This window comes from Duganella sp. CY15W (assembly GCF_009857555.1).
Classification (GTDB): Bacteria; Pseudomonadota; Gammaproteobacteria; order Burkholderiales; family Burkholderiaceae_D; genus Rugamonas; species Rugamonas sacchari.
In genome coordinates, this window is record NZ_WWCQ01000008.1 from 206,165 (window position 1) to 224,921 (window position 18,757).

General features: G+C 63.9%; 16 protein-coding genes. 4 read left to right on the forward strand and 12 right to left on the reverse strand.

Going from position 1 to position 18,757, the window contains the following annotated elements; genetic code table 11:
* Nucleotides 1–2 precede the first annotated feature (2 nt).
* Nucleotides 3–1,394, forward strand: a complete 1,392-nt coding sequence (locus GTP58_RS29025) for an MFS transporter (protein ID WP_373924791.1) — start codon at nucleotides 3–5, stop codon at nucleotides 1,392–1,394.
* Here GTP58_RS29025 and hisC read toward each other — a convergent pair.
* From hisC to rimO, 5 genes are all read right to left on the reverse strand, one after another.
* Nucleotides 1,375–2,433 (reverse strand): histidinol-phosphate transaminase, encoded by a 1,059-nt coding sequence (gene hisC / locus GTP58_RS29030; RefSeq protein ID WP_161080420.1) that lies wholly within the window; start codon nucleotides 2,431–2,433, stop codon nucleotides 1,375–1,377. The two genes, GTP58_RS29025 and hisC, sit on opposite strands and share 20 nt — an antisense overlap.
* Nucleotides 2,430–3,599 (reverse strand): cystathionine beta-lyase, encoded by a 1,170-nt coding sequence (locus tag GTP58_RS29035; protein WP_161080421.1) that lies wholly within the window; start codon nucleotides 3,597–3,599, stop codon nucleotides 2,430–2,432. The genes hisC and GTP58_RS29035 overlap by 4 nt, the downstream gene beginning before the upstream one ends.
* A complete protein-coding gene (locus GTP58_RS29040) occupies nucleotides 3,596–4,816 on the reverse strand; it encodes a YncE family protein (protein ID WP_161080422.1) in 1,221 nt (406 codons plus the stop codon). Before GTP58_RS29040 ends, GTP58_RS29035 begins: the two co-directional genes overlap by 4 nt.
* On the reverse strand, nucleotides 4,813–5,661 hold the full coding sequence (locus tag GTP58_RS29045) for a creatininase family protein (RefSeq protein ID WP_202413902.1): 849 nt from the start codon (nucleotides 5,659–5,661) through the stop codon (nucleotides 4,813–4,815). The genes GTP58_RS29040 and GTP58_RS29045 overlap by 4 nt, the downstream gene beginning before the upstream one ends.
* A gap of 81 nt (nucleotides 5,662–5,742) precedes the next feature.
* Entirely contained in the window at nucleotides 5,743–7,134 is a 1,392-nt protein-coding gene (gene rimO / locus GTP58_RS29050; RefSeq protein ID WP_072787354.1) for a 30S ribosomal protein S12 methylthiotransferase RimO, read from the reverse strand.
* Between the two features lie 95 nt (nucleotides 7,135–7,229).
* Here rimO and GTP58_RS29055 point away from each other — a divergent pair, with 95 nt between their 5' ends.
* Nucleotides 7,230–8,240, forward strand: a complete 1,011-nt coding sequence (locus tag GTP58_RS29055; protein ID WP_373924792.1) for a LacI family DNA-binding transcriptional regulator — start codon at nucleotides 7,230–7,232, stop codon at nucleotides 8,238–8,240.
* Here the strand turns inward: GTP58_RS29055 and GTP58_RS29060 are convergent.
* The 4 genes from GTP58_RS29060 to GTP58_RS29075 are packed head-to-tail and all read right to left on the reverse strand — an operon-like array spanning nucleotide 8,203 to nucleotide 14,243.
* Entirely contained in the window at nucleotides 8,203–8,535 is a 333-nt protein-coding gene (locus GTP58_RS29060) for a hypothetical protein (protein ID WP_161080424.1), read from the reverse strand. The two genes, GTP58_RS29055 and GTP58_RS29060, sit on opposite strands and share 38 nt — an antisense overlap.
* Nucleotides 8,532–9,986, reverse strand: a complete 1,455-nt coding sequence (locus GTP58_RS29065) for an efflux transporter outer membrane subunit (protein WP_373924793.1) — start codon at nucleotides 9,984–9,986, stop codon at nucleotides 8,532–8,534. Before GTP58_RS29065 ends, GTP58_RS29060 begins: the two co-directional genes overlap by 4 nt.
* On the reverse strand, nucleotides 9,983–13,102 hold the full coding sequence (locus GTP58_RS29070; RefSeq protein ID WP_161080425.1) for an efflux RND transporter permease subunit: 3,120 nt from the start codon (nucleotides 13,100–13,102) through the stop codon (nucleotides 9,983–9,985). Before GTP58_RS29070 ends, GTP58_RS29065 begins: the two co-directional genes overlap by 4 nt.
* Nucleotides 13,095–14,243, reverse strand: a complete 1,149-nt coding sequence (locus tag GTP58_RS29075) for an efflux RND transporter periplasmic adaptor subunit (protein ID WP_161080426.1) — start codon at nucleotides 14,241–14,243, stop codon at nucleotides 13,095–13,097. Before GTP58_RS29075 ends, GTP58_RS29070 begins: the two co-directional genes overlap by 8 nt.
* A 103-nt stretch (nucleotides 14,244–14,346) precedes the next feature.
* Here GTP58_RS29075 and GTP58_RS29080 point away from each other — a divergent pair, with 103 nt between their 5' ends.
* On the forward strand, nucleotides 14,347–15,033 hold the full coding sequence (locus tag GTP58_RS29080) for a response regulator transcription factor (RefSeq protein WP_161080427.1): 687 nt from the start codon (nucleotides 14,347–14,349) through the stop codon (nucleotides 15,031–15,033).
* On the forward strand, nucleotides 15,026–16,426 hold the full coding sequence (locus GTP58_RS29085) for a sensor histidine kinase (RefSeq protein WP_373924795.1): 1,401 nt from the start codon (nucleotides 15,026–15,028) through the stop codon (nucleotides 16,424–16,426). The genes GTP58_RS29080 and GTP58_RS29085 overlap by 8 nt, the downstream gene beginning before the upstream one ends.
* Here GTP58_RS29085 and GTP58_RS29090 read toward each other — a convergent pair.
* Genes GTP58_RS29090 through GTP58_RS29100 form a run of 3 tightly spaced genes read right to left on the reverse strand, consistent with a single transcriptional unit; the run spans nucleotide 16,423 to nucleotide 18,752 of the window.
* Nucleotides 16,423–17,658 carry a beta-ketoacyl synthase gene (locus tag GTP58_RS29090; protein WP_072787360.1) on the reverse strand — a complete coding sequence of 412 codons (1,236 nt, stop codon included), beginning with the start codon at nucleotides 17,656–17,658 and terminating at the stop codon, nucleotides 16,423–16,425. The genes GTP58_RS29085 and GTP58_RS29090 overlap by 4 nt on opposite strands.
* The gene (locus GTP58_RS29095) at nucleotides 17,655–17,903 is read right to left on the reverse strand and encodes an acyl carrier protein (protein WP_072787361.1); all 249 of its coding nucleotides are present in this window, start codon (nucleotides 17,901–17,903) and stop codon (nucleotides 17,655–17,657) included. Before GTP58_RS29095 ends, GTP58_RS29090 begins: the two co-directional genes overlap by 4 nt.
* An 18-nt stretch (nucleotides 17,904–17,921) precedes the next feature.
* The gene (locus tag GTP58_RS29100) at nucleotides 17,922–18,752 is read right to left on the reverse strand and encodes a carboxylesterase (RefSeq protein WP_161080429.1); all 831 of its coding nucleotides are present in this window, start codon (nucleotides 18,750–18,752) and stop codon (nucleotides 17,922–17,924) included.
* Between the last annotated feature and the right edge of the window lie 5 nt (nucleotides 18,753–18,757).

Genomic DNA, 18,757 nt, shown 5'->3' on the forward strand with positions numbered 1-18,757 from the left:
CCGTGACGGCGTTCATCGCCTCCACCACGCCCACCACCGCGCCACAGGACGGACTGGCAGCCGGCCCGCGCTTCCGCGCCATGCTCGCCGTCATGACTGCGGTGGCCATGGCCTCGCTGGACACCGCCATCGCCAACACCGCGCTGCCCGCCATGGCGGCGCAGCTGCAAGCCACGCCTGCGGCATCGGTGTGGATCGTGAATATCTATCAGTTGGCGATGGTGGCCACGCTGCTGCCGTTTGCCGCACTCGGTGAAATCGCTGGCTACCGGCGCGTCTTCATCGGCGGACTGGTAGCGTTCACCGCCGCCTCGCTGGGCTGCGCGCTGGCGTGGTCGCTGCCATCGCTGGTGGCGGCGCGCTTCGTACAGGGGCTGGGCGCCAGTGCCGTCATGGCGGTGACGACGGCGCTGATGCGTACCATTTACCCCGCGGCGCTACAAGGCCGCGGCTTTGGCACCAATGCGCTGGTGGTGGCGGTGGCGTTTGCTGTCGGCCCGACCGTGAGTTCATTGATCCTGTCGGTCGCATCATGGCCCTGGCTGTTTGCGATCAATGTCCCGTTCGGCCTGACCGCGTGGCTGGTGGCGCGCGGCGCCGTGCCGGACAACGCGCGCGGCACGCACCGTTTCGATCACCTGGCCGCAGCCTATAACGTTGGCGCTTTCGGCAGCCTGGTGCTGCTGTTTGCCGAGGGCGCGCACGGCGCATCGCCGCAGCGCTGGGTGCCCGAGCTGATCGTGGCGGTGGTGTGCTTCGCCTTGCTGCTGCGGCGCCAGCGCACCCACAGCGCGCCGCTGCTGCCGGTCGATCTGTTTCGCATCCCCGTGTTCACGCTGTCGGCGCTGACGGCCGTGTGCACCTTTGCGGTACAGGGAGCGGCTTTCGTCTCGTTGCCGTTTTATTTTGAAGCGCTGGGCCGTTCACCGATCGAAACCGGCTTTCTGATTACACCGTGGCCCGCGATGGTCGCGGTGATGGGGCCTGTTGCAGGCCGGCTCAGTGAACGCTACACCGCCGGCGCGCTATGCGGCGCGGGCCTGCTGCTACTGTGCGCCGGTGTGGTGACGCTGATCCTGCTGCCGCCGGCGGCGTCGGACTACGCCATCAGCTGGCGCATGGCATTGTGCGGCGTCGGCTTTGGCCTGTTCCAGGCACCGAATATGAAAGCCATCATGAGCAGTGCGCCGCTCACGCGCGCGGGCAGCGCCAGCGGCATTGTGGCCACAGCGCGGCTCACGGGCCAGGCGACCGGCGCGGCCACCGTGGCCGGCTGCTTCATGCTGGCGCACGCTGCGGGGCCGGTGACTGCGCTCGCGGTGGCGGCGGTGTTTGCCGCCGTCGGCGCCTGCGTCAGTTTCGCGCGCCTGAAAGTCAGGCCAGTATCGCCTTGAGCGCGTCCACCAGCTTGCCGCACTCTTCGTCCGTGCCGATGGAGATGCGCAGGAACTGGTCAATGCGCGGCGACTTGAAATGGCGCACGAGGATGGCGCGCTCGCGCAGCGCCGCCGCCAGTTGCGCACCATCGCGCTGCGGGTGGCGGGTGAAGATGAAGTTGGCGTGCGACGGCAGCACGTCAAATCCCAGCGCCTGCATCTGCGATGTCAGCCACGTGCGGCTGGCGATGATGGCTTGCGAGGTCTGTTCCGTGTACGCCACGTCATCCAGCGCAGCAATCGCGCCGGCCTGCTGCACCTGGCCCAGCGGGTAGCAGTTAAAGCTGTTCTTTACCCGTTCCAGACCCGCGATCAGGTCTGGATGACCCAACGCAAAACCAACCCGCAGGCCCGCCAGCGAACGCGATTTCGACAAGGTCTGGATCACCAGCAGATTATCGTAGCGGTGCAACAGCGCAGCGGCACTTTCGCCGCCAAAGTCCACATAGGCTTCATCGATCACCACCGGTTGATCCGGGTGTGATTGCAGCAGCGCCTCGATCTGCGCCAGCGGCAGCGCGATGCCGGTCGGCGCGTTCGGGTTGGCTATGATGATGGCGCCGCACGGACGATGGTAGTCGGCGACATCGACCTCAAAGCGCTCATTGAGCGGCAGCTCAAGCGACTCGATGCCATACAGGCTGCAATAGGTCGGGTAAAAGCTGTAGCTGATGTCTGGCCGCAGCAGCGGCAGTTCATGCTTGAGCAAGGCGTGGAAGGTATGCGCCAGCACTTCATCCGAGCTGTTGCCGACGAAGACCTGTTCACGCGTGAGGCCGAAACGGCGCGCTACCGCGTCCTTCAAACCTGCATTGGACGGGTCGGAATATTTGCGCAAGCCATCCCCTACGGCCGCCTGCATCGCCGCAATCGCCCTGGGCGACGGGCCGTAGGGATTTTCGTTGGTATTCAGCTTGACCAGGTTGGGCATCTGTACCTGCTCGCCTGGCGTGTAAGGCGTCAGGCCGTGTACCACTTTGCTCCAGAACCTGCTCATGACATTACCCCAAATGCCTGCTCGATGTCGGCGATTAAATCACTCACGTCTTCCAGGCCGACGTTGAAGCGCACCAGGATGCCCTTGTCCTGCCAGTTCTTGCGCATGTGCTGGATACGATATGGCACCGCCAGGCTGTTGGGACCACCCCAGCTGAAACCGATCTTGAACAGCTTGAGCGCATCGACAAACCGGTCGGTCTGTTGTTCCGTATAACGCTCGTCGAAGATCACCGAGAACAAGCCGCCTGCGCCGCTAAAGTCGCGCTTCCACGTCTCGTGGCCGGGACAGTCCGGGAAGGCCGGATGCAGCACACGCTTGATCTCCGGCCGCGCTTGCAGCCATGCCGCCAGCTTGCGCGCCGCCGCGTCATGCGCGTCAAAACGCAAACGCATGGTGGGCAAACCACGCGACACCAGGTAGGCATCGTCGGCGCCCACACCCAGGCCCAGACGCATATGCGCCAGGCTGATACGGTCATGCAGATCGCGGTCGCGCGTGATGACGGCGCCCATCAGCACATCGGAACCGCCGGACTGGTACTTGGTCAGCGCCTGCATCACAATGTCCGCGCCCAGATCGAAGCCGCGCAGCGCCAGGCCTGCCGACCAGGTATTATCCAGCGCCACCAGCACGCCACGCTCGTGCGCGGCCTTGCAGATGGCCGGCAGGTCCGGCACTTCCATCGACACCGAGCCAGGCGCCTCGGCCCAGATCAGCTTCGTGTTCGGCTGGATCAGCGCGGCGATGCCCTCGCCGATGAGCGGATCGTAATAGCGCGCCGTGATGCCGAAGTCCGCCGACAGCCAGCGACCCAGCTCGCGGTTCGGGTTGTAGACGTTATCCGGCAACAGCACATCGTCGCCCGATTTCAGCAGCGCGAAATCAACCATGCAAATCGCCGCCAGTCCGCTGGGCGCCAGCAGACACTGCTCGCCACCCTCGATCTCCGCCAGACGCGCCTCCAGCGTGAAGGTGGTCGGCGTGCCATGCAGGCCATAGGTATAAGAGTTCTTCTCTTTCCAGTCACCCGAACGCATGGCGGCCACGTTCTTGAACAGCACCGTGGACGCATGGTATATCGCCCCCGGAAAAGCCGCGAAGCCTTCCGGCGCCTGGTAATCCGAGTGGATCAGCGCTGTTTGCGGCGACTTCCTGGTATTCATCGCATATTGCCGGTGTGGCCCAGCGAGTAGCGGCCCGGTTGCGGCCAGACGGTCAGGCCGTGCGGCTCCTGGCCAACCTTGACCTGCTTGACGTCGCCGTTGCTGGTGTCGATGCGGTACACCACATCGTCAAAGCGGCCCGACAGCCACAGATATTTGCCATCGGCGCTGACGTTGCCCATGTCCGGGCTGCCGCCGCCAGGGATCGGCCAGGTCGCGATCACTTTCTCGGTAGCGAAGTCGATCACCGTCACGCTGCCCTTGCCTTTGCGCTTGCCGTGGATTTTGTGGGTGCCGCGGTTGGCCACGTACAGCTTGGTACCATCACGGCTCGGGTACAGGCCGTGCGCGCCCAGGCCGGTCGGGATGAAACCGACCTTCTGGAAGCTGGCCGCATCGACGATGTGCACGCCGTCGGCGTCCATGTCGGCGATGTAGTAACGCTTGCCGTCCGGCGAAACGCGGATATCCTGCGGCATGCCCTTCTTCGAGGTGCACACTTCGCTGGCCAGTACATCATCAATGGTTGGCTTCTCGGAGAAGCGCGTAGTCGGCATGGACAGCTTCAGGTAGCCATCCACCTTGCGTGCCTGCAGGTCGATACGCGTTACCGAGCCATTGAATTCGCAGGTGAACATGGCATAGCGGCCGTCCGGCGAGAAGTCCGCATGGTTGATGCCGCCGCACTGCGGCGCGTCGATCGCATACTGCATCGCCATGGTGTGCGGATCGCGGAAGTCCAGACGGTGCAAGGCTTCCGCCACCACGATGGCCGATTTTCCGTCCGGCGAGAAGTACATATTGTAGGGATCATCCACCGGAATCTGCTGGCCCGGCTTGCCGGTGCGCGGATCGATCGGCGTCAGGCTGCCCTTGTTGGTACGCTCGGCATTATTGGCAACCCACAGCGTTTGCAGGTCCCAGCCCGGCACCACGTGCTGCGGGCCGACGCCAACCTTGAACTTGTCGACCACCTTCATGCTCTCCGGGTCGATTACATACACGTCGTTGGAGCGCAGATTAGGCACATATACGCGCGGCAGATGGTCGCGCACGGCCGGGCTCATATTGGATGGCGCAATGCCGGCATAGACGTTGGCCGGCGCAGCGGCTGGTGCGGCGGCTGGCGCAGTGGCAGCGGCCAGCAGCGTGCCGGTGGCGATCAGACCTGCGGCGGCCAGGGCCGCATAAACGATGCGATTGGTAGATGGTTTCATTTGGATTCTTTAACAGAAGTGGATGGCGCGCCATGCGCCGCAAATTCAGTAATCGCAGCCACCGACGTATCGACGATGCGCTGCACGCCCAGTTTGCCCAGTTCGGCCGTCGCGCGGCGCGCATCGCCACGCACACCTTGCTCGACAGTCGGCGAAGGACCGCGCGCCAGCGCGTCACTGCGCACCAGGGATTTATCAGTGGCCAGCATCAGCGCCGCATCCGCCAAGCCGGCATGCAGGCCGATTTCGGCCTTGCTGTAGCCGCGCTTTTGCAGATCGGCGACATAAGCGTCTTGCGTGACGTCGTAGTAAGCCAGCAGCGCCAGGGCGCTGGCCTTGCCGTCCCTGGCCCAGGCCTTGTTCAGGCGCTGCGCAACCTTGGTCTCGCTTTTTTGATAGCCGCCATGGTCGCCAATCAGCACGATGTGACGGAAGCCGTGCTGGCGCAGACTCTGGCCGGTTGACACCAGCAAGTCTTCAAAGGTTTGTTCGGGTATCGACAGCGTGCCGGCAAAGCGCATATGGCCAGCGGGCGGCGTGATGCTGCCTTCGGGGACGTAAGAGACGACCGGGGCCACTACGGCATTGCCCAGCCTTTGCGCAATCATCTTCGCCAGCGCCACGGCGCGGACATTGTGTTTGCCAAGCGCGATATACGGACCGCTTTGTTCCGTTCCGCCGATGGGAATAATGGCGGTGGTGGCGCCACCGTCGATGCGGGCGCGCAGTTCTGTGCTGGTCATTTCTTCCAGCATGAGCGGCGCTTCGGCCGCAACTGCGGGCCGCGCCAGCACGCCTACCAGCAAGCAAGCGGCCAACGCCGCCGGGAGTTTCAAGTCAGGCATAAGCATCTAAAAATGATAAAGGCGGACCGCGTAGTACGCTGGTCCGCCTTTATTATAGTAGATGAATCGTTAAATTCGTCTTTAGAGCGCTGCGCCCCACAGATCGTGTGCGTCCGACGCAGTGATCTGCACATCGACGAACTGGCCGACAACCAGCTTTTTATGCGGTTCGTACGGTGGTTTGACGTACACCACGCCGTCGATTTCCGGCGCGTCTGCGGCCGAGCGGCCGACGCCACCGGTACGGTTGACTTCATCGATCAGTACACGCACGGTGCTGCCAACCTTGGCTTTCAGGCGCGCTTTCGAAATTTCTTCCTGCAGCAGCATGACGCGGCCACGGCGCTCTTCACGCACTTCTTCCGGCACCGGATTGGCCAGTTCGTTGGCGGTGGCGCCTTCCACCGGCGAATAGGCGAAGCAGCCCAGGCGGTCGATCTGCGCTTCCTTGAGGAAGTCCAGCAGGTATTCGAATTCCGCTTCGGTCTCGCCCGGGAAACCGGCGATGAAGGTCGAACGGATGGTCAGGTTCGGGTTCATCTTGCGCCATGCCAGGATGCGGTCCAGATTCTTCTCGCCGCTGGCCGGACGCTTCATGCGCTTCAGCACATCCGGGTGCGCGTGCTGCATCGGGATGTCCAGGTAAGGCAGAACGTGCTCGCCCATCAGCGGAATCACCTGGTCCACGTGCGGGTACGGATAGACGTAGTGCATGCGCACCCAGGCGCCGTAGGACTTGGCCAGCTCGCCCAGCGCTTCCATCAGCTGCGTCATATGGGTCTTGATCGGGCGGCCGTTCCAGAAACCGGTGCGGAACTTGACGTCCACGCCATAGGCCGAGGTGTCCTGCGAAATCACCAGCAGTTCCTTGACGCCCGACTTGAACAGGTTTTCCGCTTCCAGCAGCAGCTCGCCGATAGGACGCGACACCAGGTCGCCGCGCATCGATGGAATGATGCAGAACGAGCAGCGATGGTTACAGCCTTCCGAGATCTTCAGGTAGGCGTAGTGCTTCGGCGTCAGCTTGATGCCTTGCGGTGGAATCAGATCGATGAACGGTTCGTGCGGCTTCGGCAGGTGCAGGTGCACCGAATCCATGACTTCGCCCAGTGCGTGCGGGCCGGTGACGGCCAACACTTTCGGGTGGATCTTGGTGATCAAATCCGAGCCGTCGGCATCTTTTTTCGCGCCCAGGCAACCGGTCACAATCACCTTGCCGTTTTCAGCCAGCGCTTCGCCGATGGCGTCCAGCGATTCCTGCACGGCGGCGTCGATGAAGCCGCAGGTATTGACGATCACCAGATCGGCGCCGTCGTAAGACTTGGCGGTCTCGTAACCCTCTGCACGCAGCTGGGTCAGGATCTGTTCGGAGTCGACCAGCGCTTTAGGGCAGCCGAGCGATACAAAGCCCACTTTAGGTGCTGGCGCGCCGGCGGCTGGCTTGGGGAGACGAGAGAGTGGTTGCGATTGCATGATGGTTGCTTAAAACGTCACAAGAATTACGAGCAATCGAACATTATACCATGTTAGGATAGTGGCTTAACGCCCTCTTTTCTATAGGAGATTGTGTGGCCACACTGAAAGACGTCGCAATGCTCGCCGGTGTAGGCATGTCGACAGCATCGCGCGCCATTTCAGGCGCCGGCCCGGTATCGGCCGAGGCGATGAAAAAAGTACAAGCCGCCATCGAACAGCTGAATTTCCGCCCTTCCTCCATCGGCCGCTCGCTATCGGCGCAGTCACTGGGCATGATCGGCATTTTCGCTCCCTCCTTCTTCGGCGCCTACTACGGCACCATCCTCAAACAGACCGACATTGAACTGCGCGCCATGCGCCGCCACGTGGTGGTGGCCACCGGCTGCGGCGACGGCACGCCGCGCGACGAAGCGATTGAAGCCGTCAAGTTCCTGATCGGCCGCGATTGCGACGGCATCGTCGTGCTGGGCCACGACCTGCTGGACGAAGACATGCAGATGCTGCACAAGATGCATCCAAAGATGGCGTTCCTGAACCGCCGCAGCCTGGAGCTGGAGTCGTCCTCGTTCTGCCCCGACCACTACCACGGCGGTGAACTGGCGGCGCGCACCTTGCTGGACGCAGGTCATCGCCGGCTGGCGGTAATCTCTGGCCCGGTCGGCACCTCGGACAATGAGGAACGTCTGCACGGCTTCTTTGATGCGCTGGAGCGCGCCGGCATTGCGCGCGATTCGGTGCGCCAGATTCCATCGGACTTCTCGCGCGAAGGCGGCTTTGGCGCCACGCAGCAGCTGATTAACGAAGGCCGCCAGTTCACGGGCCTGTTCTGCGCCAATGATGAAATGGCGGTGGGCGCCATGTCCTGCTTCCACCGCGCCGGCGTCCGCGTGCCGAACGACGTTTCGATTGTCGGCTACGACGATGACTACTCGGCAGAATTCTCGTCGCCGGGCCTGACCTCGGTGCACATCCCGATGCAGCAGCTGACGCAAAATGCGGTGCGCTGGCTGCTCAACATCTGCTACGGCACCCGGCACGAGATCACGCGCGATTTCCCGGTTACCGTTACCCGTCGCGGCTCGGTGGCGCCTCCGGCACAATAACCTGGCTGCAGTCGCGGATGTTGATGTACACCCGCTGACTGACCTGTATCTCCACGTTCTCCGGCACCGCCACAACGGCGTGCCGGGGCCGCAGCGCCGACTCGTAGCGCACATAGACATAGCGCCCTTGCGGCACTATGCGGCGACAATCGACGCTGGCCTGCGCCAGCTGCGTCGCGTCGGGCGAGATGCTTTCCACCACGGCGTCACGCCACCCTTCTTCGTAGTTGTAGACGCTGTCATAGACGGCGGCGCAACCGGACAGCATCCACGCCATCAGCATGGCGGTTCTCATGCATCCTCCCGCCAGCCACCTCCCAATGCCTGGAACAGCGCGACCGTGTCCGCGTAGCGGACGGCCTGCGCCTGTATGCGCGCCAGCAGCGCCTGCTGGTATGCCTGCTCCGCCTGCAGCACCACCGGATGGCCCACGGCGCCCGCCTGCCACTGGCGCCGGGCTATCGCCAGGCTGCGGCCGGCCGCCTGCTCGGCTGAGGCCAACGCGCGCAGCGAGCGGCTGTCGGCTTCAATCGCATGCAGTGTATCGGCCACGTCCTGGAACGCCGTCAGCACCACGCTGCGGTACTGTGCCGCGGCCTGGTCGTAGCTTGCCTCGGCCGCCAGTTGCTGATGTTTGAGCGCACCGCCATGGAACAGCGGTTGTACCAGGTCCGCACCAATGCTCCAGAAGCCATTGCCGGCCTTGAACAGCGTACCCGTACTCAGCGCCGCACTGCCCAGGGTCGCCGACAGCGAAATATCCGGCAAGCGCGCCGCCTTGGCGACGCCGATCTGCGCACTGGCCGCATGCAGCTCGGCTTCGGCTGCGCGGATGTCAGGACGCTGCTCGATCAATCGCGCCGGCAGGCTAAGCGGCAGCTGCTCCGGCAAGCGCAGCGCGGCAAACGCCAGACGCTGCGTCACGCCCGCACCTGGCAGGCGGCCGGCCAGCACCGCCAGCAGGTCACGCTGCTGCGCCAGTTGTTTTTCCACTGGCGGCAGCGTCGCCTCCATCTGCGCCAGCAGTGCTTCCTGCGCAGCGACGTCCGCCGCGCCCAGCTGCCCTGCCCCTTGCTGCTTGCGTACCGCGTCCAGCTGTTTGCGGGCGTTTTCCACCAAGGCCACCGTGGCGTCGAGCTGGGCGTGTAGCGAAGCCTCGGTGATCGCGGCCAGCACCAGGTTGGACGTCAGCGACAGCCGTGCGGCGTCACGCTGGAAGCGCGTCACATCGGTTTGCGCATCGACGGCCTCCAGTGCACGGCGCGAGCCGCCGAAGACATCTGGCGTGTAGCCAATGTTCAGCTGCGCCGTATGCAGCGAGTACAGGCTGGCGCCCGAGGCGGCCGGACTGGCCACCGGATTGGCGATCTTCTGGCGCGTCGGCTGGAAATGCAGATCGACACTTGGCCACAGCGTGCCGCGTTGTGCGGCAGCGGTTTCACGCGCTGCGCGCAGGCCCGCTTCGGCCGCCTGCAGGTCCGGGTTGGCGGCCAGCGCCGCCTCGACCAGCGCGTTCAGTTCATCGGAGCCAAACAGCGTCCACCACTGTGATGGCACATCCTGCCCCAGGGTATAGCGCTGGTCTGCCACTTCGGGCAGCGCCTCTGCCGTGTAGCGGTCCACGGCTGGCGCAGCGGGACGGACAAAATCGGGGCCGGCCGCGCAGCCAGCCAGCGAGGCGGCCAGTGATGCAGCCAGCAACGCCGCCGCCACAGCCGGCGCAGTGGGAACAAGCTTTTTCATCATACGTTATCTCCTTCCATCGCATCCAGCGTTACCTTGCCGTCCGGGCCGGCGCGGCGCGCGACGCGATCTTCAATCAGGTAATACAAGGCTGGCAGCAGCACCAGCGTCAGCACGGTGGCTGTCACCAGCCCGCCGACCACCACCGTGGCCAGCGGCCGCTGCACATCGCTGCCCAGGCCATGGGCCAGCGCCGCCGGCACCAGGCCCAAGGCGGCTACCGTGGCGGTGGTCAGCACCGGACGCACACGTTCGCGCGCGCCGTTGATGACCGCCGTGCGCAGATCGTCCGGCAGCAGCTTGCGCCAGCGGTTCAGGTTAGCCAGCATCACCACCGCGTTCAGCACCGAGACGCCAAACAAGGCGATGAAGCCCACTGCCGACGATACGTTCAGTGTCATCCCGCGCATTTGCAGGGCGACCAGGCCACCCAGCAGCGACAGCGGCACCGCCAGCAGAATCAGGCCAGGCTGGCGCAGGTTGCCGAACTCGGAGAACAGCATCACAAACATCAGCGCCAATACTGCCGGCACAATCACCGCCAGACGCGCCTGCGCACGCTTCTGGTTTTCGAACTGGCCGCCCCAGGTGATCTGGTAACGCGCATGGTCGTAAGCCACCTCGCGTTCGATGCGCGACTGCGCTTCCTCCAGGAAGGACGACAGGTCACGGCCGCGCAGATTGGTCCGCACGGTCAGGTGGCGGCGGTTCATCTCGCGGGTAATCGTGGTTTCGCCTTCCGCCAGACGGATATGCGCCACCTGCGCCAGCGCCACGTGTGCGCCGTTGGCGGCATTCAGCACCAGATCGCCAATCGCCTGCGGATTGTTGCGGGTATTGCCGCTGAAGCGCGCCGCCACGTCGTAGCTGCGGTCATCGACAAACACTTGCGCCACCGGGCTGCCGCCGATACCGGTCTGGATCAGCGCCATCACGTCGGCCACGTTGATGCCAAGGCGTGCGGCCGCCGCGCGGTCAACATCAATCCGCACCTGCGGCAACGGCGGTTCCTGGTCGATGATGACATCTTCCGCGCCCGGCACGGTGCGCAGCAGATGCTCGACCGCGCTGGCCAGCTTGCGGGTCTGGTGGAAGTCTTCACCATAAACCTTGACCACCAGATCGCTGTGGGCGCCGGCCAGCTTGTCCAGCACACCGTCGATCATCGGCTGCGAGAAACCGACGTCGGTACGCGGCAGCTCGCGGTAGCGCGCGGCCAGCTTGTCGATCAGATCCTGCTTGCTCATGCCGGACGGCCACTCGCTATAAGGATGCAGCGTCACCGCGCACTCGATGTGCGATGGCGTGAACGGGTCCGTGCCCTCGTCATTGCGGCCCAGCTGCGTCACCACATGGGCGACCTGCGGTTCTTTCAGCGTGGTTTCGCGCAACGCGTCGGCCATCTGGGTGGCTTTGGTCAGCGAGATACCAGGCGGCAGCGTCACTTGCAGCCAGATCGAGCCTTCGTCCAGCGTCGGCAGGAAGTCGCGGCCGATAGCGCCGCCCAGCAGGATCACGCCCGCCAGCGTTGCGCCGGCCAGGACCAGCACCAGCCGCGACTTGCCGACCAGCCGTTGCAACAGCGCTTCGTAGCGCGGCATCAGCCATTCCAGCAACGGGTTATGGAAAATCTTGCGCGGTTTGCGGAAAGCCCAGAAGGCCATGCCGGGTATCAGCATCATCGTCATCAGCAGAGCGCCAAGCAGGGCGAAGCCCACGGCAAACGCCATCGGCGAGAACAGCTTGTACTCGATGCGCTGGAAGGCGAACAGCGGCAGGTAGGCAATCATAATCACCAGCATGCCAAAGAAGGTTGGGCGCATCACCTGCAGCGTGGCCTTCAGCGCAGCCTGGCCGGACATCAGGCCTTCGGGCTGCTCTTCACGTTTGCGCAGGATATTCTCCAGCACGAAAATCGCGCCATCCACAATGATGCCGAAGTCGATTGCGCCCAGCGACAGCAGATTCGCCGGAATTTTAAAGTGGTGCATCAGGATGAAGGCGATCATCAGCGATACCGGAATCGCCGCAGCCGCGATCAGCGCCGCACGCGGGCTGCCGAGGAACAGCACCAGCACCAGCGTCACCAGCACCACGCCTTCAATCAGCGTCTTGCCGACGGTGTGCACGGTGGCGTCCACCAGCGTGCTGCGGTCCATATAGGGCACGACCTTGACATCCTTGGGCAGCAGGTGGTCGTTCAGATCCTGCACGGCTTCATGGACGCCGGCAATCACGCGCGACGGATTCTCGTTTTTCAGCAGCAGCACGATGCCGGAGACCGTATCCGACACATGGTCCTTGCCCAGCACACCGTGGCGCTCCTGATTGCCCAGCGTGACATTGCCCAGGTCTTTCACCAGCACCGGCACGCCATCCTTCTGCGTGACAACGATATTGCCCAGGTCATCCAGGCTGTGGATCAGGCCCACGCCGCGCACCACCAGGCCTTGTTCGCCGCGCGTCAGCACGCTGCCGCCGGCATTGGCGTTGTTGGCGGCAATCGCTTGCGTGATCTGCGCCAGCGACAGGTTGTACTTGGACAGCCTGGCCGGATCAAACTCCAGCAGGAATTGCGTGGTCAGCCCGCCGAAATTGCTGACATCAACCACGCCGGCAGCCTGCTTCAGGCGCGGAATCACCTTCCAGCGCTGCAGCTCCGACAGTTCGCGCAGATCGCGCGTTTTCGACTCCAGCGTGTAGCGGTAGATTTCGCCGATCGGCGAGGTCAAAGGATCAAGCGCAGGCTGCGCGCCATACGGCAGGCTGACGCCCGCAATACGCTCCTGCAGGCGCTGGCGCGACCAGTAGTCTTCCGCACCGTCCTGGAACACCACGGTAATCAGCGACAGGCCAAAGGTGGATTTCGAGCGCATCACATGCATGCCCGGCGTCCCCATGATCTCGCGCTCGAGCGGAATGGTGATCTGCTGCTCCACCTCTTCGGCGGCCAGACCATTGACTTGCGTGACCACCTGCGAGGTGGTGTCGGCGATATCCGGGTAAGCTTCCAACGGCAGCTGCGTCCAGCAGTAAGCGCCGTACAACGCCACCATCAGGAAAATCAGCGAGACGATGCCGCGCCGGTTAAAGCACAGGGTGACCAGACGTTCAATCATTCAGCAGCACTCCATCCTTGACCACGATACGCTCACCTGCTTTCAAGCCGGACAGCACTTCCACCTGTTCACCGATCTGCGCGCCCAGCTTGAGTTCACGCGGCTGGAATTGCCACGGCTTGACTTCCACAAAAGCGCGGCTGGCAAAACCGTTCTGGATGATGGCGGACATCGGCACCACAATGCCTGGGTGTGCGCGCGCCAGCAGCGTGGCTTCGGCAAACATGCCCGGCTTGAGGCGGCCATCGCGATTATCGAAAGGCATACGCACCTTGACCGTACGCGTATCCGCGTCCAGCATCTCGCTGACATAACCGACCTGCCCCTTCAACGGCTCCGGGTAGGCATCCAGCCGGATCGCCGCCTGCTGGCCGACGTACAGCTGGTTCAAGTCCTTTTCCTGTGCATTGGCGCTGACGAACACACGCGACAGATCCGCCACCGTCATCAGCGGTGCGGTAGCGTCGTTCCAGTAACCGCCTTCGGCCGCGGCCAGCGCGACCACGCGGCCCGGGATCGGCGAACGCACGGCCAGCTTGCCGCCTGCAACTGCAGTACCGCCAGCACCGGCGCCACCAGCCTGGCTCAAACGCGCATTGGCGCGCGCCGCTTCACTGGCGGCCTGCTCGTAGTCGCTCTGCGCCTGCTCCAGGTCGCGGCGCGCGGCGATGTCCGACTTGTCCAGTTCCCGCTGGCGTTCCAGATTGCGGCGCGCCAGCGTCAGTGCCGATTGCGCCTTGGTGGCGTCAGCGTTGGCTTGCGCGAAATCTGGTGCGTCGATCACGAACAGCACCTCGCCGGCTTGCACGGCATCGCCAAGCTGCTTGTTGAGACGAACGATGCGCCCCGCCAGCGGTGGCAATACCTTCACCAGGCGCGCGGGATCGGCTTCCACCACCGCCGGCAAAATGAATGGCGCCTGCACGGTTTGATCGGCCACAGCCTGCACCACCAGCGAACGTCGCAATGGCGATTTTTGCGGCAGGCGCAGCAAATCGCCTTCATGCACCAGCGCGGGTTCTGGCTGCGGCGCGGCGGCTTCCCTGGCCTGCAGGCCGTAAACGCTCCACCCGGTCACAGCAAAGGCAGCGATGCCCAGTGCACACGGCAGATAGAAGTTTTTCAGAGTTGTTGTTGTCATGGCGGTACCCTCCTTAGTGCGAGCATGTTAAGTAAATTTGCTGCACCGCATCCTGAATTCTTCTTCAGAAAAGGCCTGCGCCGGCACTGCTATACTCTCGACCATGCACATCTTGTTGGTAGAAGACGATCACAAGGCAGCCCGCCTGCTGGCACGTGGCCTGGAAGAAGAAGGCTACGCGGTGACGGTCGCCCATTCGGCGGAGGAAGCCAGCCATCACGCGCTCTCGCGGTTCGACATGGCCATCCTCGACTGGATGATGCCGGGGAAGGACGGCGTCACCGTGTGTGCCGAATGGCGCGCAGACGGCCAGACTTTGCCGGTGCTGATGCTGACGGCGCGCGACGCCGTCGCCGACCGCATCACCGGCCTGAATACAGGCGCCGACGATTACCTGACCAAGCCTTTCGTCTTCGATGAACTGCTGGCGCGGGTGCGCGCGCTGCTGCGCCGGGTGGAACGCGTGCAGCCGCCGGCCGCGTTGCAGGTGGCCGACCTGCTGCTCGATCTGCGCAGCCGCGCCGTCACGCGCGCGGGCGCCAAACTGGATCTGACGCCCAAGGAATACGCCATCCTCGAACTGTTCATGCAGCACACGGGCGCGGTCGTCAGTCGTCAGCAGCTGGCGGAACACGTCTGGCATGCGGACCTGATCGCCATCGACAACCTGATGGACGTCCACATCAAAAACCTGCGCCGCAAAGTTGACGCGCCTGGCCAGGCGGCGCTGATCGCCACCGTACGCGGACGCGGCTTCCGTCTGGCGCTGCCGGAGCATGACGGTGCTTAGCCTGCGCCGGCGACTGGTGCTGGTCCACCTGCTGGCCGTGCTGGCCGCGATCGGCGCGACTGCCGCCGCCGGATGGTGGGTGTTGTCGCAGTCCGTCAATCGCCAGCTCGACGCCGCATTATTGGCGCTGGCGGAAACCGAACTGGCCATGCTGGCCGATGGTAACGGCGCGCCGGTACGCATCCATGAAGCCGCCAGCGGCAGCGCGCCACCGTCGCTGACGCGGCTGGACCGCCTGGTGCAGATCATCGATGCCGATGGCCGGATACTGGCCCGCAGCGCCAACCTCGGCTCGGAAAAACTGCCGGCGCCACCGGCGCTGCTGGCGCGGCTGACGGCTGGCGAAACGGTGTTCGACACCCTGCCCGATACCAGCGAAGAACCGCTGCGCATGGTGTCCCTGCCTTCGCGCGGACTGGGCCAGCGTTACGCGGTACAGGTGGCGGGCTCGCTGGACGACGCCAACCATATTCTGCAATCCGCGGCATCGCTGTTCGCGGCGATGGCGGTGGCCTTGCTGGCGGCGGTCGGCTGGGCCGGTGCGCGCTTGTCCAGCAAGCTGTTTGTCGCCATCGAAAACATCGTCAACCAGGCGCACCAGATCGGCGACAGCAATCTGCACCAGCGCCTGCCCCACCCTGGTGGCGAGGATGAAATCAGCCACCTGGTGGATACGCTGAACGCCATGCTGGAACGAATCGAGCAGGCGTTTGAAGTGCAGCGCCGCTTTACGGCGGATGCCTCGCATGAACTGCGCTCGCCGCTGTCGCGGCTGCGCGCGGAAATCGAGATTACCTTGCGCCGGCCGCGCGATACCGAGTCCTACGTCGGCGCCCTGCGCTCCTGCCTGGACGAAGTGGAACGCCTGACCATGCTGGTAGAAGAGCTGCTGATGCTGGCCCGTATCGACGCCGGCCAGGAACGCGCACCGACCGAACTGGGGACGCTGGAGCAGCTCGCGACAGACACCATGCAACGCATGCAGCCGGTCGCCGATGAACGCCGGATCACGCTGGTGCTGGTCAATCAGCTGGCCACGACGCCGGAGGTGGACCTGGGGCCGCTCGGGCTAGTGCTGCGCAACCTGCTGGACAACGCCATCAAGTTTTCGCCGCAAGGCAGCCGCATTACCATCAGCCTCAAGGCGGATGAGGAAGGCGCGCTGCTGGCGATCGCCGATCAGGGTTCCGGTCTGGATGAAGCGGAAATGCCCTTTGTGTTCGACCGCTTCTTCCGCGGTTCGCGTCCGCGTGCCGGGGATGTGGAGGGTTTTGGATTGGGCCTGGCGCTCTCGCAGGCAATCATGAAGGCCCATGGCGGCCGACTGGAAGTGGCCAATCAGTCAGGCGGCGGCGCCCTGTTCAGCATGCGCCTGCCGCCGGGTGCTGCCTAGTAGCGTTGAACGATCAGCGCCACATTGCTGCCGCCAAACGCGAAGGAGTTCGACATGGCAGCTTCCATCGCCTGGCCATGACGGGCCTGCAATGGCACATAATCCAGGTCGCACTGCGCATCGCGCTGGTCGAGGAAGGCGGTCGGCGGAATCGAACCGCTGGCAAGCGCCTGCACCGTCATGACGAATTCCAGTGCGCCCGCCGCGCCCAGCGTGTGGCCGTGGACGGATTTGGTGGAACTGACCATCAGCTTGTCGGCGGCTGCGCCGAAAGCCTGGCGGATGGACTGGGTCTCGGTCAGATCGCCCGCAGCCGTACCAGCGCCGTGGGCGTTGATGTAGCCGATTTGCGCGGCGTCCAGGCCTGCGTGACGCAGCGCCATGCCCATCGCGCGGGCCTGGCCATCGGCGTCCGGCTTGGTGATGTGGGTGGAGTCATTGCTGGCGCCATAGCCCACCAGTTCCGCCAGAATGGTCGCACCACGGCGCTGTGCCGATTCCAGCGACTCCAGCATCACTGCAGCCGATGCCTCGCCCAGCACCAGGCCGGTGCGTTTTTCCGAGAACGGCCGGCACGAACGGGCGATGTCGCCCGCATCCGCCGCGGCCAGCACGCGCAACGCTTCCCAGGCGCTCACCACGCCATAGCTCAGCAGCGCTTCCGAGCCGCCCGCCAGCACGCGTTCCGCATAGCCGTGATGGATGTGGCGATACGCCTCACCGATGGCCTGTGCCGACGACACGCAAGCATTGCTGTAGTTGTTGACCGAACCCTTGAACTGGCAACGCAAGGCAATCTGCGACGCCGCCGCGTTGTTCATGGCGGCGACCACCGACATCGGACGCACGCGCGATTTGCCTTCGACGAACAGGTCCACATAACCTGCTTCCACCGTCGAGGCGCCGCCCATGCCGGTGCCCCAGAATACGCCGCTCTGCTCCGACAGCTCATCGCCAACCGTCACGCCGGACTGCTGCAGCGCCTCGCTGGCAGCCGACCAGCCCAGCAGGGCGTGGCGGTCGAACAGCGCATGCTCGGATGACTTGATGAGTTCAGGCAGGGGAAAACGGATTTGCGCCGCCGGGATGCCGGCGCGCTGGTGGTTGCCGGGCAGCTCCAGCAGGTGGATGCCGCTCTGGCCTTGCAAGGCTTGCTGGAAATTGCGTTCTGCGCCGACACCCAGCGCCGAAATGGCGCCCAGCCCGGTAATCACGACACGGCGATTGCTCATGGCGCCTCTGCTTTGGCGGCGACGCGGCGGTCGACCTGGTCGGCGATGTCCTGCACGGTCTTGAGGTCAGGACGCTCGTCGCCGACCTGGATGTTGAATTGTTCTTCGAGGTCAAAAATCACCTCGATCACCGTCAAGGAATCTGCGCCCAGCGTTTCCAGCTCGGTGTCGCCGGTAATCGATTCAGGCGGAATATCCAGGCTCTTGGCCAGCAGGTTGATAACGGTCGGCAGTGAAGTGGTCATGATATATAAGTGTTTCGCTTAAGCGGTTTTCAGATGTTGATTAAATGCCTGTGCATGGCTATCGATAAACGCGACGGTTTCATCCGCCACGATCTCTTTTTCATTATCCAGTGTAATGATGTGATAGCTGTCATGCAGGATGATCTTGCGACGCGAGGCAGAGCTGATGCTGGATTCAACCAGATCCGCACTGCGCGTGCTGGCGACATCATCTTCTTCCGCGTGAATGATCAAGGCCGGCGTACGCACCTGCGGCAGGCCGCGCCGCACCTCTTTAATCAGACGGTGCGCCTGGAAAATGCCCTCGGCCGACAGCCGCGAGGCGCCCGCCGCCGACGAACCGCTCACCTTCATTTCACGCGCAATCCAGCGCTGCAGGTTTTCGTTTTTCAGGCCAAACGGATGACGTTCGTGGTAGGCGTACAGATAGCGCGCCGGCGTGTAGTACGCCAGCGGCAGCAGGAAGCGGTACCACGGCAGGCTCCAGCCGTCATAGGCCAGCGTGGTAGACAACAGCGACAGCGCGGCGATTTCGTCGCCGCGTTCCATCGCCAGCCGCAGCGCCAGCACCGCGCCGATGCACAAGCCGGTCACCGAGACGGTTTTATGCCTGGCCTTCAGCTCATCAAAATGACGTACGACTTCCTCGTACCATTGCTGGTAATTCGTGGTGCGGTACGACTGCCCTGCCCCGGTGGCATAACCGTAGCCTGGGATCAGCGGAATGACGACCGTGTAACCGGCCTTCTGCAAGCGCTTGCCCAGATACTGCATTTCAAGCGGGTTACCCAGCAAGCCATGCAGCGCCAGGACAGCATGATCGCCGCCCGGCAGTGTGATTGTTTTCATCTCTA